This is a genomic window from Citrobacter sp. B72 (assembly GCF_016894305.1).
In the GTDB taxonomy this organism is placed as follows: domain Bacteria; phylum Pseudomonadota; class Gammaproteobacteria; order Enterobacterales; family Enterobacteriaceae; genus Citrobacter; species Citrobacter portucalensis.
This window is the reverse complement of the sequence record NZ_CP069801.1, coordinates 1,545,922-1,565,003: the sequence shown is the minus strand read 5'-3', so window position 1 is coordinate 1,565,003 and position 19,082 is coordinate 1,545,922. Positions and strand designations below refer to the sequence as shown.

General features: G+C 48.6%; 12 protein-coding genes and 1 tRNA gene. 4 read left to right on the top strand and 9 right to left on the bottom strand.

Going from position 1 to position 19,082, the window contains the following annotated elements; translation table 11 throughout:
* Window positions 1-2 precede the first annotated feature (2 nt).
* Together aroC and prmB are read right to left on the bottom strand one after the other, a co-directional pair.
* Complete coding sequence (gene aroC / locus JQN59_RS07385; protein WP_003834825.1) at window positions 3-1,088, bottom strand: chorismate synthase; 1,086 nt, start codon at window positions 1,086-1,088, stop codon at window positions 3-5.
* A gap of 39 nt (window positions 1,089-1,127) precedes the next feature.
* A complete protein-coding gene (gene prmB / locus JQN59_RS07380; protein WP_003028173.1) occupies window positions 1,128-2,060 on the bottom strand; it encodes a 50S ribosomal protein L3 N(5)-glutamine methyltransferase in 933 nt (310 codons plus the stop codon).
* 166 nt (window positions 2,061-2,226) lie between these two features.
* Between prmB and smrB the strand changes: the two genes are divergently transcribed.
* Window positions 2,227-2,778, top strand: coding sequence for an endonuclease SmrB (gene smrB, locus JQN59_RS07375; protein WP_003839296.1), 552 nt, complete (start codon window positions 2,227-2,229; stop codon window positions 2,776-2,778).
* A gap of 74 nt (window positions 2,779-2,852) precedes the next feature.
* Here the strand turns inward: smrB and sixA are convergent, their stop codons facing one another.
* The 4 genes from sixA to JQN59_RS07355 form a co-directional block, all read right to left on the bottom strand.
* Window positions 2,853-3,338, bottom strand: a complete 486-nt coding sequence (gene sixA, locus JQN59_RS07370) for a phosphohistidine phosphatase SixA (protein WP_003028179.1) — start codon at window positions 3,336-3,338, stop codon at window positions 2,853-2,855.
* A 208-nt stretch (window positions 3,339-3,546) separates the two neighbouring features.
* Entirely contained in the window at window positions 3,547-5,694 is a 2,148-nt protein-coding gene (gene fadJ / locus JQN59_RS07365; protein WP_149607681.1) for a fatty acid oxidation complex subunit alpha FadJ, read from the bottom strand.
* Window positions 5,694-7,004 (bottom strand): acetyl-CoA C-acyltransferase FadI, encoded by a 1,311-nt coding sequence (gene fadI / locus JQN59_RS07360; RefSeq protein ID WP_149607682.1) that lies wholly within the window; start codon window positions 7,002-7,004, stop codon window positions 5,694-5,696. Before fadI ends, fadJ begins: the two co-directional genes overlap by 1 nt.
* Before the next feature lie 178 nt (window positions 7,005-7,182).
* Window positions 7,183-7,467, bottom strand: coding sequence for a YfcZ/YiiS family protein (locus JQN59_RS07355; protein ID WP_003834838.1), 285 nt, complete (start codon window positions 7,465-7,467; stop codon window positions 7,183-7,185).
* Window positions 7,468-7,838: 371 nt separating this feature from the next.
* Between JQN59_RS07355 and fadL the strand changes: the two genes are divergently transcribed.
* Window positions 7,839-9,170, top strand: coding sequence for a long-chain fatty acid transporter FadL (gene fadL / locus JQN59_RS07350; RefSeq protein ID WP_048215843.1), 1,332 nt, complete (start codon window positions 7,839-7,841; stop codon window positions 9,168-9,170).
* 59 nt (window positions 9,171-9,229) lie between these two features.
* Here fadL and mlaA read toward each other — a convergent pair whose 3' ends face one another.
* Entirely contained in the window at window positions 9,230-9,985 is a 756-nt protein-coding gene (gene mlaA / locus JQN59_RS07345) for a phospholipid-binding lipoprotein MlaA (RefSeq protein WP_003028190.1), read from the bottom strand.
* Window positions 9,986-10,273: 288 nt separating this feature from the next.
* Here mlaA and JQN59_RS07340 point away from each other — a divergent pair, with 288 nt between their 5' ends.
* Together JQN59_RS07340 and JQN59_RS07335 are read left to right on the top strand one after the other, a co-directional pair.
* The gene (locus JQN59_RS07340; RefSeq protein WP_048215842.1) at window positions 10,274-11,215 is read left to right on the top strand and encodes a formate/nitrite transporter family protein; all 942 of its coding nucleotides are present in this window, start codon (window positions 10,274-10,276) and stop codon (window positions 11,213-11,215) included.
* 75 nt (window positions 11,216-11,290) lie between these two features.
* Window positions 11,291-11,362 (top strand) — tRNA-Arg (locus JQN59_RS07335).
* A gap of 620 nt (window positions 11,363-11,982) precedes the next feature.
* Here the strand turns inward: JQN59_RS07335 and JQN59_RS07330 are convergent.
* Entirely contained in the window at window positions 11,983-12,678 is a 696-nt protein-coding gene (locus JQN59_RS07330; protein ID WP_149607683.1) for a hypothetical protein, read from the bottom strand.
* Window positions 12,679-13,411: 733 nt separating this feature from the next.
* The gene (locus JQN59_RS07325) at window positions 13,412-18,607 is read right to left on the bottom strand and encodes an autotransporter outer membrane beta-barrel domain-containing protein (protein WP_204528194.1); all 5,196 of its coding nucleotides are present in this window, start codon (window positions 18,605-18,607) and stop codon (window positions 13,412-13,414) included.
* Between the last annotated feature and the right edge of the window lie 475 nt (window positions 18,608-19,082).

Genomic DNA, 19,082 nt, shown 5'->3' with positions numbered 1-19,082 from the left:
TCTTACCAGCGTGGAATATCGGTCTTCACGTCCGCATTTTGCGCCCGCTGACGCAGCAGGTGATCCATCAATACGATCGCCAGCATCGCCTCGGCGATCGGTACGGCGCGGATCCCTACGCACGGATCGTGGCGACCTTTAGTGATCATTTCGACTTCTTCTCCAAAGCGGTTAATAGTGCGCCCAGGAACGGTAATACTGGACGTCGGTTTCAGCGCCATATGAGCAATGATTTGCTGCCCGCTGCTGATCCCGCCCAGAATGCCGCCCGCATGGTTACTCTGGAAACCTTCTTTGGTGATTTCGTCACGGTTCTGGCTGCCGCGCAGCGCAACAACGTCAAATCCGTCGCCAATCTCAACGCCCTTAACGGCGTTAATGCTCATCAGCGCATGGGCGATGTCGGCATCCAGGCGGTCGAATACAGGTTCGCCGAGACCCGCAGGTACACCACGTGCAACAACGGTCACCTTCGCTCCGATTGAGTCACCTTCTTTCTTCAGCCCGCGCATCAGTTCGTCCAGCGCTTCGAGTTTATCCGGGTCCGGGCAAAAGAACGGGTTAAGTTCCACCTGGGACCAGTCTTTGATCTCCAGCGGAATATCACCCATCTGCGTCAGGCAGCCGCGGATCTCAACGCCGAATTTTTCCGCCAGATATTTTTTGGCTATCGCTCCGGCCGCCACGCGCATCGCCGTTTCACGTGCGGATGAACGTCCGCCGCCACGGTAGTCGCGCAGGCCATATTTTTGCTCATAGGTATAGTCGGCGTGTCCCGGACGAAAAACGTCCTTAATCGCGCCGTAATCCTGTGAACGCTGATCGGTATTTTCGATCAGCAGGCCAATGCTGGTGCCTGTGGTAACGCCCTCGAACACCCCGGAGAGGATTTTCACCTGATCCGGCTCACGACGCTGCGTAGTGTAGCGCGATGTGCCTGGACGGCGTCTGTCGAGATCGTGCTGCAGGTCAGCTTCTGTCAGAGAAATGCCCGGCGGAACACCATCGACAATACAACCGAGCGCCAGCCCGTGTGATTCGCCGAAAGTGGTTACGCGAAAGAGTTGCCCAATTGTGTTTCCTGCCATCACGGCTCCGTTATGCGTGTTGTGTATGTGCGCGTGTAATTAGTCTTTATAAATACTGAAGTGCTCGCGAGCAGCAACTAACTGCTCTTTGGTCAGCATGAATACGCCGTCACCGCCGTTGTCGAACTCCAGCCAGGTGAACGGTACATCCGGATATTGCTCTATCAGATGTACCATGCTGTTTCCGACTTCACAAATCAGAATACCGTTATCTGACAGGTAGTCCGGGGCGTTCCCCAGAATGCGGCGGGTAAGTTTCAGCCCATCGCTGCCGGACGCCAGACCCAGCTCAGGTTCGTGACGATACTCGTTTGGCAGATCGGACATATCTTCCGCATCGACATACGGCGGGTTGGTCACAATCAGGTCATACTGGACTTTCAGCAGATCGCGGAACAGATCGGAACGGATCGGCGTGACGTGATGGATCAGGCCGTGTTCTTCAATATTGTGTTCGGTCACCGCCAGCGCGTCAGTGGAAATATCCACCGCATCCACTTCGGCTTCCGGGAAGGCATACGCGCAGGCAATGGCAATACAGCCGCTGCCAGTACACATATCGAGGATATGCTGTGGTTGCTCATTAATAAGGCCCGCAAAGCGGTTATTGATAAGCTCGCCAATCGGTGAACGCGGAACCAGCACGCGTTCATCAACATAAAACTCATGCCCGCAGAACCAGGCTTTGTTGGTCAGATAAGCAACCGGAATGCGCTCGTTGACGCGGCGAATCACGCGTTCAACAATACGATGACGCTCGCTGGAGGTCAGACGCGCGGTACGCATATCTTCTGGAATATCCAACGGCAAATAAAGTGACGGCAGCACCAGTTGTACGGCCTCGTCCCATGGGTTATCCGTGCCATGGCCATACCAGATGTTCGCCGCGCTAAAACGGCTGACCGCCCAACGCAACATGTCCTGAATGGTATGCAGTTCACTCACTGCTTCATCGACGAAAATTTTATCCACGTATTCCTCCAGGGCATGCTCGTATTAATTTCGGCGGCTAGTTTGCCACGAAGACGGCGATAAATCAGCATTCACACGGGGCCTGAACGCGAAAATTGCGTTTTAAGCGATCGGATGCCCGCCGAGTCGGGTTAAACTAACGGAAAATAAAAGTTGAGACTCTCGAATGAAAAAGAAAACATCGCTCAGCGAGGAGGATCAGACGCTGTTTCGCCAGCTGATGACCGGCACGCGTAAAATTAAACAGGACACCATCGTTCACCGACCTCCACGTAAAAAAATTGCCGAGGTTCCGGTTAAAAGACTGCTACAGGAGCAGGCTGATGCCAGCCACTATTTCTCGGATGAGTTTCAGCCGCTGCTGAATACGGACGGCCCGGTAAGATACCTGCGCGCCGACGTCAGCCATTTCGAGCTGAAGAAAATGCGCCGTGGCGATTACTCTCCGGAGCTGTTTCTCGATCTGCATGGGCTGACCCAGCAACAGGCCAAACAAGAGTTAGGCGCGCTGATTGCCGCCTGTCGCCGTGAGCATGTATTTTGCGCCTGCGTGATGCATGGCCACGGAAAACATATTCTGAAACAGCAGACGCCGCTCTGGCTGGCCCAGCATCCGCACGTAATGGCCTTTCATCAGGCACCGAAAGAGTACGGTGGCGACGCCGCCCTGCTGGTGCTGATTGAAGTGGAAGAGTGGCTACCGCCCGAACTTCCGTGATGCAGAAAAACAAAAAGAGCCGCATTTGCGGCTCTTTGATTTTCCGGGTGGCGGCTGCGCCTTATCCGGCCTGTTTAAATCGCTTTTGCCATTTTCAGGTTACACGGGCTCATCTGCCAGTTAAAAGTACCCTTCCCGCTCTCATCAAGCGTAACGCTGGCAATCGCTGATGTGGTAAACATCGGCGGTGTTTCACCAGGGCAAAGCTCAGACACCAGATATCCCACTAAAGGCAAGTGAGAGATAACCAGTGCCGTGGCGATACCTTCATTGGCCAGAGCCTGTAAATAGGCGCTGACCAGACCGACATCGCCGCAGGGAGTCAGCTCCGGCAAAACATCAACACCGGTTGGCAGGTTCATACACTCCCCCACCACATCCAGCGTTTGTTCGGCTCGTAGGAACGGGCTCACCAGAACACGTTCGATATCCACTTTTTGACCTTTCAGCCAGTTCGCCATCAGGCGAGATTCGTCACAACCACAGGAGGTTAAGGGACGAACCGAATCACTGGCGGCATCGAGGGCCGCGTCGCCGTGACGCATGATAAAAACTTGCATATTGCACCGCTTTTGTTAACCAGAATCACCACTACCTTTATTCACAGCCCCTATTGGCTGTGGTAACGATATGGTGGCCGGCATTGTGCCTTATCCATTCACCGAATGAAACGCTGTTTTTTACCTCAACGGCGTAAGTATAGTCAATCTCTGTTTACATTTTGAGCGCGACCCATACATTCAGTGCGGATTCATCCTACCTTTGACCTCATGAATTCAGGTCAGTTTCCCCAATATTCCAGAATCTTTCACTGCGTTCCGCCATCTGCAATAACTGCTCACACGGTGTAAACCGCGAGCCGTACTGCGTGGTCAGCCGTTGCAGAACCGCAACCACTTCACCCGCGCCGAGAGAATCCATATACCGGAACGGGCCGCCGAGGAATGGCGGAAAACCAATACCAAATACAGCGCCGATGTCGCCATCACGTGCGCTGCGGACTATCTTCTCGTCGAAACAACGGGCTGCTTCATTGAGCATTAACATAACGCACCGCTCTGCTACCTGCGCGGCGGAAAGTCGGCCCTGACCCTGGACGCCAATAAGCGTATAAATTGCAGGGTCGACCTGTTTTTTGCTTTTACGCCCTTTCGCACCATAAAGATAGAAACCCCGACCATTTTTTCTACCTTTGCGATCGTCATTCAAAATTGAAGCAACAACATTTGCAGGCGCGCTAAAACGTTCTCCATATGCAGCCTCAAGCACTGGTATAATTTTAGTGCCCGTATCAATTCCAACCTCATCCAAAAGTTGGATTGGCCCAACTGGAAAACCAAACTTAACCAGCGCGGCGTCTATGGTTTCGACCCGCTCGCCTTCGGTCAACATACGAATCGCTTCGTTAATATAAGGCGCTAAAATGCGGTTAACGTAAAAGCCGGCCTTATCTCTCACCACTATCGGCGTTTTGCCCTGTTTTTTCGCTAACTTAACGGTAGTTGCAATCGTCTGCTCAGAGGTCGTGGCATGCGGGATCACTTCGACCAACGGCATTTTTTCCACCGGACTAAAAAAGTGTAAACCAATCACTTGTTCGGGCCTTGCAGCGTTCGCAGCAATATCGCCAATGGGCAAAGATGAGGTGTTAGAAGCAAAAATGGTATGAGGTGCGCAATTTTGCTCAACTTCTGCCACCATCCTTTGTTTTAGCGACAGATCTTCAAACACGGCTTCAATAATTAGATCGCGATGCGCAAAGCCACGGTAGTCGATCGTTCCCGAAATCAGCGCCAGTTGTTTATCGCGTTCGCTGGCTTTGATATGACGGCGGCGAACCTTCGTTTCAAGCTGATCCCAGCTGTACTTCAGCGCGTGGTTGATTCCCTTAGCGTTTATATCTTTGATGCGCACAGGCAAGCCGCCTTTACAGGCCGTCACGTAGGCAATACCCCCGCCCATCAGACCGCCCCCCAAAATACCTACGCTGTTTAGCGGGCCAGGTTTCGCATCACTTCCGGGATCTTTTTTCACATCGGTGTTGGCAAAAAAGATGTGCCGTAGCGCCTGAGACTGGGATGTCATCGCCAGTTCACCAAACGCGCGGGCCTCAGCGTCGTAACCGCTACTGCTGCCTTGCGCTAGCCCGGTTTCGATGACCTCAAGGATACATTCTGTTGCAGGGTAGTTACCTTGCGTTTTTTGCGCCGTCTTTTTACTGGCCATGCGGAACAACAGCGCCCGCCCCAGCGGCCCCGCCAACACTCGCTCTCTCACGGGCAGTGTTCGATGCGCAGAACTGTCCTGTTTAGCCAGTTCAACGGCCGCTTCCAGCAAAATGGAATGCGGTACAACTTCATCCACTAAACCAACTTTCAGCGCCTGTTTTGCGCGTAATTGTTTTCCGGTGAGGATCATATCCAGTGCGGTACTGACGCCAATCAGGCGCGGCAGCCGCTGCGTACCACCGGAGCCGGGCAACAAGCCAAGTTGTACTTCCGGTAAACCCAGAACGGTTTTAGCATCATCGGTACAAATACGGTTGTGGCACGCCAGCGCCATCTCCAGGCCACCGCCGAGGCATGCGCCATGAATCGCGGCGATAACCGGGATCGGCAAGGCATTAATTTCCGCCATCATCTGCTGCCCCTGACGGGCCAGCGTTTCGGCTTCCTGCGCGCTACGACAGCTACCAATCATGTTGATATCCGCCCCGGCAATGAAGTTATCGGGTTTAGCCGAAATAAACACCACGCCGCGCAATGCTTTGTTATCGCGGATATGCTTCAGAATGGCCCGTACCTGAGAAGCAAACTCCGCTTTCAGGGTGTTCATTTTCTCTCCGGGCACATCAATGGTGACAACAGCAACGTTATCCAGACGTACGTTTAGTGTAAAAGCCGATGCCATTTCCATTATTCCACCTCCAGAACCATGGCTGCACCCAAACCACCAGCTGCACAGGCGGTCACTAAACCAAAACCACCGCCACGACGTCGTAACTCATGGAGGGTTTGGGTAATCATGCGCGCACCGGTAGCGGCGAAGGGGTGCCCATAGGCAATCGATCCACCCAGCACGTTAAATTTACTGTCATCAACTTCGCCAGTGGCATGTGCTCTGCCCAGCACGTCGCGGGCAAAACGTTCGCTACCCAGCAACTGAATATTCGCCAGCGTTTGAGCGGCAAAGGCTTCATGCATGTCGATCAGCGTTAAATCTGCCATCGTCAGACCCGCTCTCTCCAGGGCAAGCGGCGTTGACCACGCAGGTCCTAGCAGCATGTCCTGCCAGACATCGATGGCGGTAAAAGCAAAACTACGCAGGTACCCCAGCGGCACCAGCCCCAGCTCTTTCGCACGCGACTCCGTCATCATAATCACGGCGGCTGCACCGTCCGTCAGCGGGGTACTGTTTGCTGCGGTGACAGTGCCGTGCTTGCGGTCAAACGCCGGACGTAGTTTGGCGTAATCGGCCAGCGTAGAGTTACCGCGAATATTGTTATCTTCTGAAAAAGGATCTTTAAACGGTGGCGCGTAGGTAGTCATTACCTCATCTGCCAGCTTTCCTTCAGCCCACGCCTGAGCGGCACGCTGATGAGAGCGGTGCGCCAGAGCATCCTGCTGTTCTCGGGTAATACCATAGGTTTTGGCCATTTGCTCAGCCGTATCCCCCATACGCAAACCGGTGGAATACTCGGCGACGGCTGGCGGCACAGGAATCAGGTCACGTAAACGCAGTCGGGAAAAGAGTTTAAGGCGCTGACCGGTAGTCCGGGCCTTATTGACATCCACCAGCACCCGCGCCAGCTTTTTACTAACGCCAATAGGCAAGACTGACGAGGAGTCCGCACCACCCGCAATTCCCGCACGAATAGACCCCGCCATCAGGCTTTCCGCGACATTCGCCACTGCCTGAAAACTGGTCGCGCAGGCTCGGCTTACGCTATAGGCATCCGTATGCACATTCATGCCGGTTCCCAGCACGATTTCACGAGCAATATTTGGCGCTTCAGGCATTTGCACCACCTGACCAAAAACCAGTTGCTCAATCACATCAGCAGGTATTTCGCTGCGCGCCAGCAGCTCACCGACGACCATTTTTCCTAAATCAACGGCGGGAATGCCATGAAACGCGGTAGCCTGACGAGCAAATGGCGTACGCAACCCACTTACAATGGCAATACGGTCGCCCTGGCGGGTAACCAGCGGTAAAGCCTGACTCATAACACTCCCCTGTAAAAAATAAAATAAGTGGTCTGACCTGATCATAGTCTTAACCAATTTTTTACATTTAGCCAAGCGGAGAGAAAAGAAAGTGGGAGCTAAGACACAGTGAATAATCACTGACAGTTACGAAAAAGCCCTTGCTATCCGATAGCAAGGGCTTTTGCAGAGGGGGAGATTAACGCAGGCCCAGCTGGAAGATCAGCGTTTCAGCTTCACAGGCAAAAACAAAGTCGATATCCAGACGCACACCTTCTGACTCTTCAGTAAAGGTCGAGGTGATTTGGCAAGGCTCAGATTCCACGCCACGCGCCTTTTCGGTCAGAGCGGCCAGCGTTTCTTCTGCCTCTGCGCGGTTCGCGAACACACGGCTGTAGGACGCGGTGCAATCGGAGTTGTCCATGATGGTGCCAACATCCATACAGCAGCAAACCGGGGTTTCATCAGCACTGCATTTACTCATTGTAGATTTCCTCTGTATTCGCACCTGAGGTGCCAGATAAACGATAGGGATATTTTACGCTCCCATTATTCGCCTCTCCAGTCGTTAATTGTATGAAATGCGATAAGTGACCGAAATCACACTTAAAAATGATCTAAAACAAAAATCGCCCAAACAGGTGAGTGCGCACCCCCGCAATTTTGCCAGCTGGATCGCGTTTCTCTGATCAAATTTGAAAATATTTATAAACATACTTGCAACATTCCAGCTGGTCCGACCTATACTCACGCCACTGGTCTGATTTCTAAGTCGTACCTCAGACCCTACACTTCGCGCTCCTGTTACGGCATGTAACATTGTTTGTATAAAAATAAATCTATGAGGTTATGGTCATGAGCCAGAAAACCCTGTTTACAAAGTCTGCTCTCGCAGTCGCAGTGGCAATTATCTCCACACAGGCCTGGTCTGCAGGCTTTCAGTTAAACGAATTTTCTTCCTCTGGCCTTGGCCGGGCATATTCGGGTGAAGGCGCAATTGCAGATGATGCAGGTAACGCCAGTCGTAACCCGGCATTGATTATGATGTTCGATCGCCCTACTTTTTCAGCAGGTGCAATTTTCGTTGACCCGGATGTAGATATTTCCGGTCGCTCGCGTATTGGCAATGACGCCAGCCAGGATAATATCGCCCCAACAGCCTGGATACCGAACGTGCATTTTGTTGCTCCAATTAACGATCAGTTTGGTTGGGGGGCCTCCGTCACCTCTAACTACGGCCTGGCTACGGAGTTTAACAATGATTACACAGCTGGTTCGATGGGCGGGAAAACCGATCTGGAAACGCTCAATCTAAACCTGAGCGGTGCTTATCGCCTGAACAATCATTTTAGCTTCGGTCTCGGTTTAAACGCCGTCTATGCAAAAGCGAAGCTTGAACGCTATGCTGGCGATTTACCACAGCAGATCGTTGCAGGCTCCGGGGGCAGAATTCCTCCATCACTGGCCGCGCAATATCCGGCAGATACACAGATTGCGCGCCTGAAAGGTGACGAGTGGGGCTTCGGTTGGAATGCTGGCCTTCTTTATGAAGTAGATAAAGATAACCGCTACGGTTTCACCTACCGTTCTGAAGTAAAAATTGACTTCAACGGCGATTACCGCAGCAATCTGCCATCAATGGACCGTATTCCTGCGCAGTTGCGTCCGGTGTTCGCGAGCCTGCCAGCAGGAACCAACGGCAGTACGATCGATGGTTCACTTGATCTGAACCTGCCAGAAATGTGGGAGTTTTCAGGCTATAACCGCGTTGCACCACAGTGGGCGGTTCACTACAGCATGGCTTATACCAGCTGGAGTCAGTTCCAGGAGCTGAAAGCAAAAGGCAACAACGGCCAAACCTTGTTCTATAAAGAAGAAGGCTTCAAAGACTCCTATCGCATCGCACTCGGTACTACCTATTACTATGATGATACCTGGACGTTCCGTACCGGTATCGCCTTTGATGATAGCCCGGTTCCGGCAAACCGTCGTTCCATCTCTATTCCGGATCAGGACCGCTTCTGGCTGAGCGCGGGTACAACCTACGCCTTTAATAAGGATGCATCGTTGGATGTTGGTATCTCTTATATGCACGGTCAGAAAGTGAAATTCGAAGAAGGCCCATACTCCTTTGAATCTGAAGGGAAAGCCTGGTTGTACGGTATGAACTTGAACTACGCATTCTGATTTTCTTCAGACGTAAAAAAGGTGAGCTTTTTAGCTCACCTTTTTATTTGCCCAATTCCTTACTCAGAATCGATCTCTTTTAAATCATCCTGAATATCTTTCGCGTTCGGGTTTTCTTCTGGTTTGAGTTTCCCGCCGTTCGCAATAAAGTCATGACGCTGGAAGTAAGCTTCACGCACCATGATGTAAGGATCGGAAGACTGACGCAGCAGACCATCAGAGTCGAGCAATTGCGCGCGAGTTTCAATCCCTTCAACCGTCCATTTGCCTATCGACAACGGCCAGGTCAGCCAGGACAGTACCGGATACAGCGTATCGACCATATCGCCGCCGTCATCACGCAGCGTGAAACTACCGTAGAACGGAAGCTGCATATACGGCCCGTAACCAACATCATAGTGGCCTAACGTACTGCCAAAGCGGTGTGGTTCAACGCGCTGCAACTTCGGATTAGCCATACCTGCCACATCGATAAAGCCGCCCATACCTAACAGGGTATTCAGGAAGAAACGGGTAAAGTGCACCATCCCCTGATAAGGATCGCCTTGCAGGAAATAGTTGACCATGACGGCCGGCTCTTCAAGGTTCCCCGTAAAGTTGCTTAAACCATTACGCGCCGGCTGCGGAACATAGTCACGCCAGGCAACAGCTACGGGTCTTACAACGTATGGATCTAAAACATTAAAGTTGAAGTTGTACATGGTGCGGTTGAACCCTTCAAATGGGTCCGAACGCCCCTGCTGTTCAGTACCGGAGCTCGCACACCCCACCAAAAGTGTGGTTCCCAGCGCAAGCGCCGACAGGCGAAGCTTCATAAGTGTCTCCCTGTGTTTTATGGCTATCGCTGATTGCCATCCATGACGGAACGATGACGTATCCGCCTGTTTAGATGTGAGCGATTGTAACAGCACGTCAAATGATGTCTATATACCCTGTCTTACTGATTTGATCATAGCCTGGTAATGCGCACTCCGCGGCGGTTCTATTCTAACTAACCCGATAAAAACAAACGTTACTATTTTTGCTATCTCAGACTTTCTCCCGCTGATTTTCAGACAAAAGCCGCTACGCTTTAGCAATACGTGCTTATTCAGGATTCGGCCATGAATGACATCAAGAAAGATAAGATTGATCGACACAGCGACGAACTCGAGGTGGAAAGCGATGAAAAGCTAACAGGAAAAAAGATAGAGCTTGATGAGGACAGACTCCCCTCCCGCGCCATGGCAATCCATGAACATATTCGCCAGGATGGGGAGAAGGAGATGGAGCGCGACGCGATGGCCCTACTGTGGTCAGCCATCGCAGCAGGACTATCGATGGGCGCCTCGCTACTGGCAAAAGGGATTTTCCACGTACAGCTGGAAGGCGTGCCAGGGGGATTTTTACTCGAGAACCTCGGTTATACCTTCGGCTTTATTATTGTCATTATGGCCCGCCAGCAACTTTTTACCGAAAATACCGTCACCGCTGTACTGCCGGTGATGCAAAACCCTACCCTCGGCAATTTTGGCCTGTTGATGCGCCTGTGGAGCGTGGTTCTGCTGGGTAATATTATTGGCACCGGGGTTGCAGCATGGGCGTTTGAACATATGCCGATTTTTGATGAAGAGACCCGCGATGCCTTCGTGAAAATTGGTATGGATGTGATGAAAAATACGCCAACAGAGATGTTTTCCAACGCCATCATTTCCGGCTGGTTAATTGCCACCATGGTGTGGATGTTTCCCGCCGCCGGAGCGGCAAAAATTGTGGTCATTATTCTGATGACCTGGCTGATTGCGTTAGGTGATACCACGCATATCGTCGTCGGCTCGGTGGAAATTCTCTATTTGGTCTTTAATGGCACGCTGCACTGGAGTGATTTTTTCTGGCCCTTTGCGCTACCAACGCTCGCCGGGAATATCTGTGGCGGAACGTTTATTTTCGCGCTAATGAGCCATGCGCAGATCCGCAATGATATGAGCAACAAACGCAAGGAAGAAGCCCGGTTACAAGCAAAGCGTGATGAGCAAACGCAGAAAAACCAGAAAAAACAGGCCTGAATGGTGACTGTTTGAGCAGTCGGGCGGCTTGAGACTTACTCTTGCAAGTAAAAAAGGCTATACTCGTGCCGCTTCGTCCCCTTAGTTAAATGGATATAACGAGCCCCTCCTAAGGGCTAGTTGCAGGTTCGATTCCTGCAGGGGACATTTCTCAACAATTCACGCCCTCCCACAGCCATTCATTACCCTCCTGTAGAGTAAGCATCACTAACATAGAGTTCTCATATAATATTTTCAGCTACAGGAAATATGCGGCAATATTTCGGCATCACATTTCCCAACATATCCATAACAACCACATCAGCTTTTTGCGCCAGTAGGTATATACTTTAGATTAAGAACTTACAGGGCATGATTCGTTTCCAATATAAATATCACATAAACTATCAACAATCTTCTCACACTTTAAAAATAACTCCTGAGCAAATAATGTTGGTGTTAGATTTCTGGACTTTCGCTCAAACAAGACCTCTCTAAAATTCTCACAGAATCTACGTAACATTATACTTGCTGTCGCAACAGAGCATTTCAGAATTGTACTAACACTGCTCATCTTACGATACTTCATATAAACAACAAAAAATACCATAGTGTTAAGATCTATTTTTTTCAGTTTATGTATATCTTCAGCGTAGGGCATACATCACCTCATAATTTCTATAATGGCAGAAAAATAAGACAGTTAGCGTTAAGCAATAGTATTTGTTAATAGTCCCACTAATTTTTGAGCAAGTAGTTTGATGTTATAAACAGAGTTATAATTTTATTTACAACTCCAGTTTCTCAAGAATAATAGAGCGCTGGGTATAAAGTGTTTTAGTGCTGATACCAAAGCGGTTAGAAGCTGACCGAATACTTTCTCCAGACAGCAACACATCCATCGCCCGTAAATCACTATAGTTGAACTTATCAGTAATTCTACTACTTCTACTAAACATTCTTGCCAGAGATGCGATCTCATCAAAAATAAATACTGCCAGTAAGTCTCTTATCATATCAACTTTTAGCTCAACAAAAGAGCTAACAACTGCCAAAGAGGGGATATTATTTTTCTTTAAAAGATAGTGTATGAGTATTGCGTTGTTATAAATTTGTGGTTTCGTTTTGTTGACCAGTATCAGAATCTTGGTACGAGTAAACTCCTGATCATTTCTTCCCTCTTCATATCTCAAGAAATCAATAACATCATTGCCATACAGCCCACCCGATGCTGCATTAAAAATGATATAGTACTTATCTATATCCTCACAGAGGCTCTCACTCCACATTTTATAATCCGTAAAACAGGCAAATGAGAAAACCTGCAAGCAGCCATGAAATTCTGACAATATATATTCGCATGCAATTCTGCTATAAAAACAACCGTCTATAATAATAATTTTCATGCTTCTTATATCAGCAGAAAGATCATGCTGCACATTGCAGGTTCTATTTCCCACCCCCACTCTTGTTTTAATTTTCATTTACTTCTGGCCTCACACTGCTTACTTATTAATGTTTTATATAGATTTAAAACAAACTATTACAGATTGAATAGAAGAGCAATATTTGATTGCTACTGTAATTGTTTATGTATCCTAAACAATTAACCGAGGTCTTTTTTAATGGTTTGATCGACTTAAAAAAAATAGATATTTTACACTGATGTTACCTTATGAAATATATAATAAAACTCTGCACTTTTTCCCAGAAAGAGGTCTTTCCCTGTTTGGTAAAAAATTTGACAACCAAAAATAGCCGATGAAATGAGTAAAATTGCAACTATTTATAGTATGGATAATATCAAGTATTTTTAACATTCATATCACTTCACATCACCAAAAATTGATAAAAATCAAATTACACAGCTTTACTCAGTGATGGAAATAGCAATTAATCATTATTACTTCATTTTTTCGTAAAATTAAATATTCTATCTTTTTTTAAATACATTCACTCATTTTTGCGATCTGCATCACACTACCATTTCAAACGCATTAAAATTTATGAAATGTCGATACGAATTGGTATCACATACCTGGCATGTTTCGTGGTTTCAAACACTATAGAAGGATCGTCTACAAGGCGTTTCTGCCCTGACTGTACTTTTAGTTAGCGCTCTAAAAGAGCGCTACGTTGTAAAAAAGGTGGGGATAAGCTCAAGAAGTACTGAACGGAAAAGGGCCTCTTTATAAGCAGGCCCTAGGTTCAATTTGATCAGAAACTGTACTTCACTCCTACCATCGCGGAAGAGTCGCTGTATCCTTTGTCCCCAATCTGCACACCCACGCTCCCCCATAGATTTAGGCGTGAGTTAAGTTTGCCCTCAACACCTGTTTTGATTTCACCAATATTGCGGGCGCCGTCCTGGTACAGGTTCACTCCATCCATTCGCGTCCCAAAGTCCTGGGTATTATGTATCCAGTTCACTTCCACAAATGGCTGGAAGGTTCGGTTTTTACCGTCATCTATTTTGCTATGACCTTTAAGGTAAGTACGCAGACCAAGACGTGTCTGCAGATTACCGTCACCTTCCGAACTCACTCGTGTGCCGTTGCTTTCACGGTGGTCGTCTGCCTTGATCCCCATCCAGATAGCCTGAACTTGTGGCTGAATAAACCACTCATTCAACCCGCCCTTACTACCGGTGAATTCACCAAGTTTATGCGTGTACCCTGCTTCTAATGAAGCAGTAATGCCGCTTGAATCATAAGATTCTCCCTGAATATCCTGGCCGTTAACGTCATTGCTAAACCAACCGTACTGTGCCCAACTGTCCAGGTACATACCCTGTTTAATCTCATCGTTCTGATACCAGGTGGCATAAAGCCCCGTACTGTAACCACTGACAGAACCTTGAGAATGGTAACCAGTAACATTCGAATGACTATTGCTGTTATCTTTGCCGTAACCTGCCATTACCCCAAGATGCAGGCGCTGCAGATCATCCGAGCTCCACTGCGCGATATCACCACCCAGTTGGATAACATAGCGGTTGCTTTGCGTGCTCATTTGACCACTGTTGTCTTTCCAACGGTTATGCCCACCAACCTGGCGTAACCACATACTGGTCACCTTCTTCTCTCCAGTCAGCACATCTGTATACTGAGGTTCTCCCAAACGGTCATGTAGTCGTGTGATAAACATTGTATTTGCCGCCGCCAGGTTGGCGGTATAACTGGCGGACTCAGGACGTACCACCGATATGCCTGGCTGTACCGGTGCATCAGGAGAACGTGGAGTAACAGGCGTCCCTGGATCCACAGGTAAGACGGGATCAACAGGTGTTTCTGGATCCACTGGCGGTGTCACGTACAAGCTGGTCAGGAACCAGTCACTGCCCTTTTTCACCAGACTATAATCATAAGCGCCCGCAACGATACGCCCTGATTTGGTGAATATGCCGTCAGATACCCCATTAACTTCTACTACACGAATACCTTCCACCGTCTGAGCGCCACCACCACCGACATTGTTCACCCTCATAAAGGTATTTCCGCTGGTATCGCCATTAACCACAATCTTGTCGGTGGCAGAAGCATCATCACCTAACACTGTATTCAGCACTACCGTGCCACCTTGACCGTGCCAGCTATTGGCTGTCAGGGTATGTCCTGTGTTCATTGGTAACGAGGACGGAGCTACGAAGTTGATGGTCCCTGCTAAATTGACAGCATCGACCACCGAGTCTGCAGTCATATTCCAGCTACTGCTCGTGTCAATACTAATGTCAGTTGGGTCGATCCAGCCAGTAAGCATGGCGCCATTGCGCAGAGATAATGCAGTATTGTCCTTACCGATGATATTACTCACCAACTGGGCACCGCCGTTACTACCATCCAGCACTAGTTCCCCACCCTCGATTTGAGTTTCACCAGTCCAGCCGGTATTACCGCTCAGCGTCAGCGTACCATCTCCTGTTTTTGTCAGACGACCTTTCGATGAACCATCAACAATATCACCGGTATATGTCGTGTTATCAGTGGCTGTCTCATTGTTTACAGTTAACATCGCACCATTCAGACGAACTTCGCCACCAGCCCCCCCCAAACGATTTGCCCGTTGGTTGTTGTTGTTTAGATCAAACACACCGCTATTGATAGTCAACTCGTCGCTACTGGCAAGACTATCCACGGTATCTGTACGTAATGCTCCACCGTTGAGTGTCGTTTTACCGGTATACGTATTGAGCGCAGACAGAATCAATAATCCTTCCCCTGTCTTGGTTAGACTTTTACCATCCCAACCGCTGGTAAAGCCCCCCGCAGGTAGAGTCTGGTCAGACAGCACAGTATCAACATTAAAGGCAGTCCCCTCATTAAGGGTAAAACTCCCCGTGCTCTTCGATTGTAAACCCTCATTCCAGGCTAACCGGAAGCTAAGGTTATAATCCTTATTATCTGTTGACAGATGGCCGTCATGTAACAAGTAATCAAGCCCTGTCTGAACCAGTGGGTTGTTGACAAAATCACCGGTGATGCCATTTGCAGTATGAATAAGGGTATAGGTATTGTTGGTGACCTCACTGGACCTGACCGGCTCTGTGGTATCGCTAAAACCATTGATGATGAGTTGACCATCAAGCGAGGAAGTGTCTGCCGTGATGTCTGGTGATGCTCCCAGCGTTACATTCAGTGTTGAATCCTTGGCCTGTGTAAATTTGTCTCCCACTACTAATGTCGAATTGTCCATACCAATTCTGGTCGTCGCGCCTGCATGAGTAGTGTACGACCCTGTGGTGGTGAAGGCCCCCACCTGATGAAACGCAAGTGTGCCACCTGTGACATTAACACTACCTACAGTATTACCAATACCACTGAGAATCTGGGTCAAGGATCCGGTCTTGGTCAAGGAGCCAACATTGGTAAATACGCCAGCAAAATTGGCATTGTCGATAAGGCTACCGTTATTGGTGGCATTATTGACGCCGATGGCGAGCGAACCATCAGACAAACTGGAACTAACGAGCCCCGACGAATCACCTTCAAGTGAACCAATAGTACTACCCACCGGATCAACGGAGAGTGTGCCGCCAGAGACGAGGAGAACACGGGAACCATTTGCATTTGTACCTGAGAGAGCGATTCGACTTCCCGTCCCTGTCGCCCACAATCCCGTCCCGCCGGTAGTCCCCTGGTTAAAGATAATCTGTCCGCTGCCTTCAGCCTTGGCTCCCCAGGTATCAGTTATTGAGGCACCACTGATATTGAGTGTCTGATTGTCTAATGTAATTCGACTACCAGTGCCATTAGCATCCAACATTGCCGACCCCGCTCCGCTAACCTGTATAGTAGGCAATACGTTTCCCGCAGAACCATCAAAGGTTTTTGTGGCGCCACCGGTTGTAGTGAAACCATGAGCATTTGTGCCTGAGGTGATAACACTCCCGCCATTCACATTGACCTGGGCGGCTCCGTGCTGGCGTATCCCATGGGCGCTATCGCCCGCGGTCCTGACTGACAGCGCATTGGTTAGCGCAATATTACTTCCATTTCCGTTGGCAAAAATACCAATAGCTCCCGCCCCCACAGTATCGATCGTCGTGCTGCCTGTACTGGTAATGGATCCTCCATAGTCAGCCTGCATTCCCACTGCGTTGCTATCTGTCGTTGCTACATCAGCATCAACAAGATTGATAACCGCATCGGTACCACTAGACCAGATACCTCTGCCCGAAGCGGTACGAATTATGGTAGTCCCGGTACTAATAACTTTTCCGCCATCAAATGCCGACAGACCAGCCGCATTATTGTTGCTGTTTTTATCCGTCGTCGTTACATTCAGATTGTTTACAGTCACTAAGGATCCAGAGTCAGCAGCATTCACACCAGATGCGTTGCTACCATTGGTCGTAAGCGTTGTATCCCCACTAATATTCACGCTGGCACCCTGTCGTGCCAAGAGGCCGATTGCGCCATAACCGCTGGTCGTTGCAGTAAGATTAGTCAGGTGGAGAGACGATCCCGCGTTGCGGGCAAAAACACCACTCGCGCTTGTGTTGGTGGTTGTGACTACGACGTTACCGTTGCTGGTAATTGCCCCTCCACTTTCAGCGAGTAGGCCATGAGTGAAGTATCCGGTATTGATGTTGTAATCACCCGCAGTTTGTACATGAACATCCCCACTACCGAGATTAATTGTTGATCCGGTTCCGTTCGCAAAAATGCCCATAGAACCTGCACCCGAAGCGCGAACCGTTGTATCACCTGTAATGTTAATGACGCCTTGATTGGATGCAGTCAAACTATATGCACTTTCCCCAGTGGTTGTCACATCTGTATTTGAAAGATTTAGCACACCGCCATTATTTGCTCTGATACCATGTCCGTTTGCGCCGCTGCTATGCACAGTTATTGTTCCGGTGCTATTAATCGTGCCGCCATATGCATACACGCCAGAAGCAGCACCGGAGGTTGTTATATCGACATTATTAAGATTGACAACTCCGTCGAGTTGCGTGTGAATACCATGCGCTCTTGTGCCGGATGTATTAATTGTTGTCAGTCCGGTTGCAGTAATCACACTACCACTATAAATAGCATATATCCCTGTCGAATCATTTCCTGTAGTGGTCAACCGAGCGTCTGTCAGGTTAATAGCACTGCCTTGTTGAGCAAGAACGGCATGGGATGTCGTACCTGAAGTATTGATATCTACCATGCCAGTACTCGAAATAGCACTCCCTGCTTCCTGAGCACTAAGCCCAACAGATCCATCGCCTTCGGTTGTGATATCAGCACCCGCAATATTGACCGCGCCTCCGGTTTCAGCGTTTACCCCCGTACTACTATCAAGCTTCGTGTGGATAATTGTCGCGCCGGTGGTCGTAATAGTACTGTTAGCCCCCAGAGAGGATAAACCAGGAGATCGGCTACCCTCGGTCGTAATATCACTATCGACCAGATAGATATTACCACCGTTTGACGCAATAACACCTGAACTGGAAAGCGCTTTCGTAAGGATTGTCGTTTTCCCAAGACCTGTAATAGTGCTATTCTGGTTTTGAGCATATAAACCGTATGCGCTTAATCCGTTAGTTGCTATATCAACATTTAAAAAATTAAAAATACCACCATTTCTGGCTACAGCACCGGAACCATTATTTCCGTCAGTCAAAATAATCAGATCATTGGATGAGGAAATTGTAATTCCTGCATCTGCAGAAACCCCGGGAGAATCAGTGGTAGTAATAGTACTGGTCTCTCCTGCCGGAAACGTAAAGTCACCTGAGACTGTCGAACTGTAATCTGCAGCATGTGCCGAGAAAACACCAAGGCCAATACAAAGACCAACCGTTGAAGTTATTGCTCGCACTGCCGAGCTTTTTTGTTTGCCACATGATGTTGCAAGTTCTGATACCACTACCCAGCTTTGAGTGACCGCACTCCATATAATGCGATATACTGTATTCACTTTATAACCCCTAAAATATTCAATGTATTGTTATAGTTATGCCCGTAATAAACCTCATGCCATAAATCACTGACATAGCTTATTCGTCATAAAGCGTAAAACGTATTCAGATGTAAACCCAAATTGCCAATAGGCTCATTCAGATTATATGAAGAATATAAACAGACTTTGAAAGGATCATTTACTTCCGCTTTGGCTAATTCACTTAAAAAATAAACCACCATCTATTGCCTATTACTACTAGCAACTACTCTTAAAACGAAAGCAATCTTCCAACACCCCCAATAACTTACAATTAGCAATATCATTTACACATAGTAATACACTAAAAAACAAAACAATCAAAATTTGAAGCCCAATATAAAAGGTAGGAAGTTCATTAGCGAAACTAATATTCATATTTTTAATAATTGAATTGACATCATCCCCACAAACGCTATTCATAACTCATCAGATTGATTTAATTAAAAATATC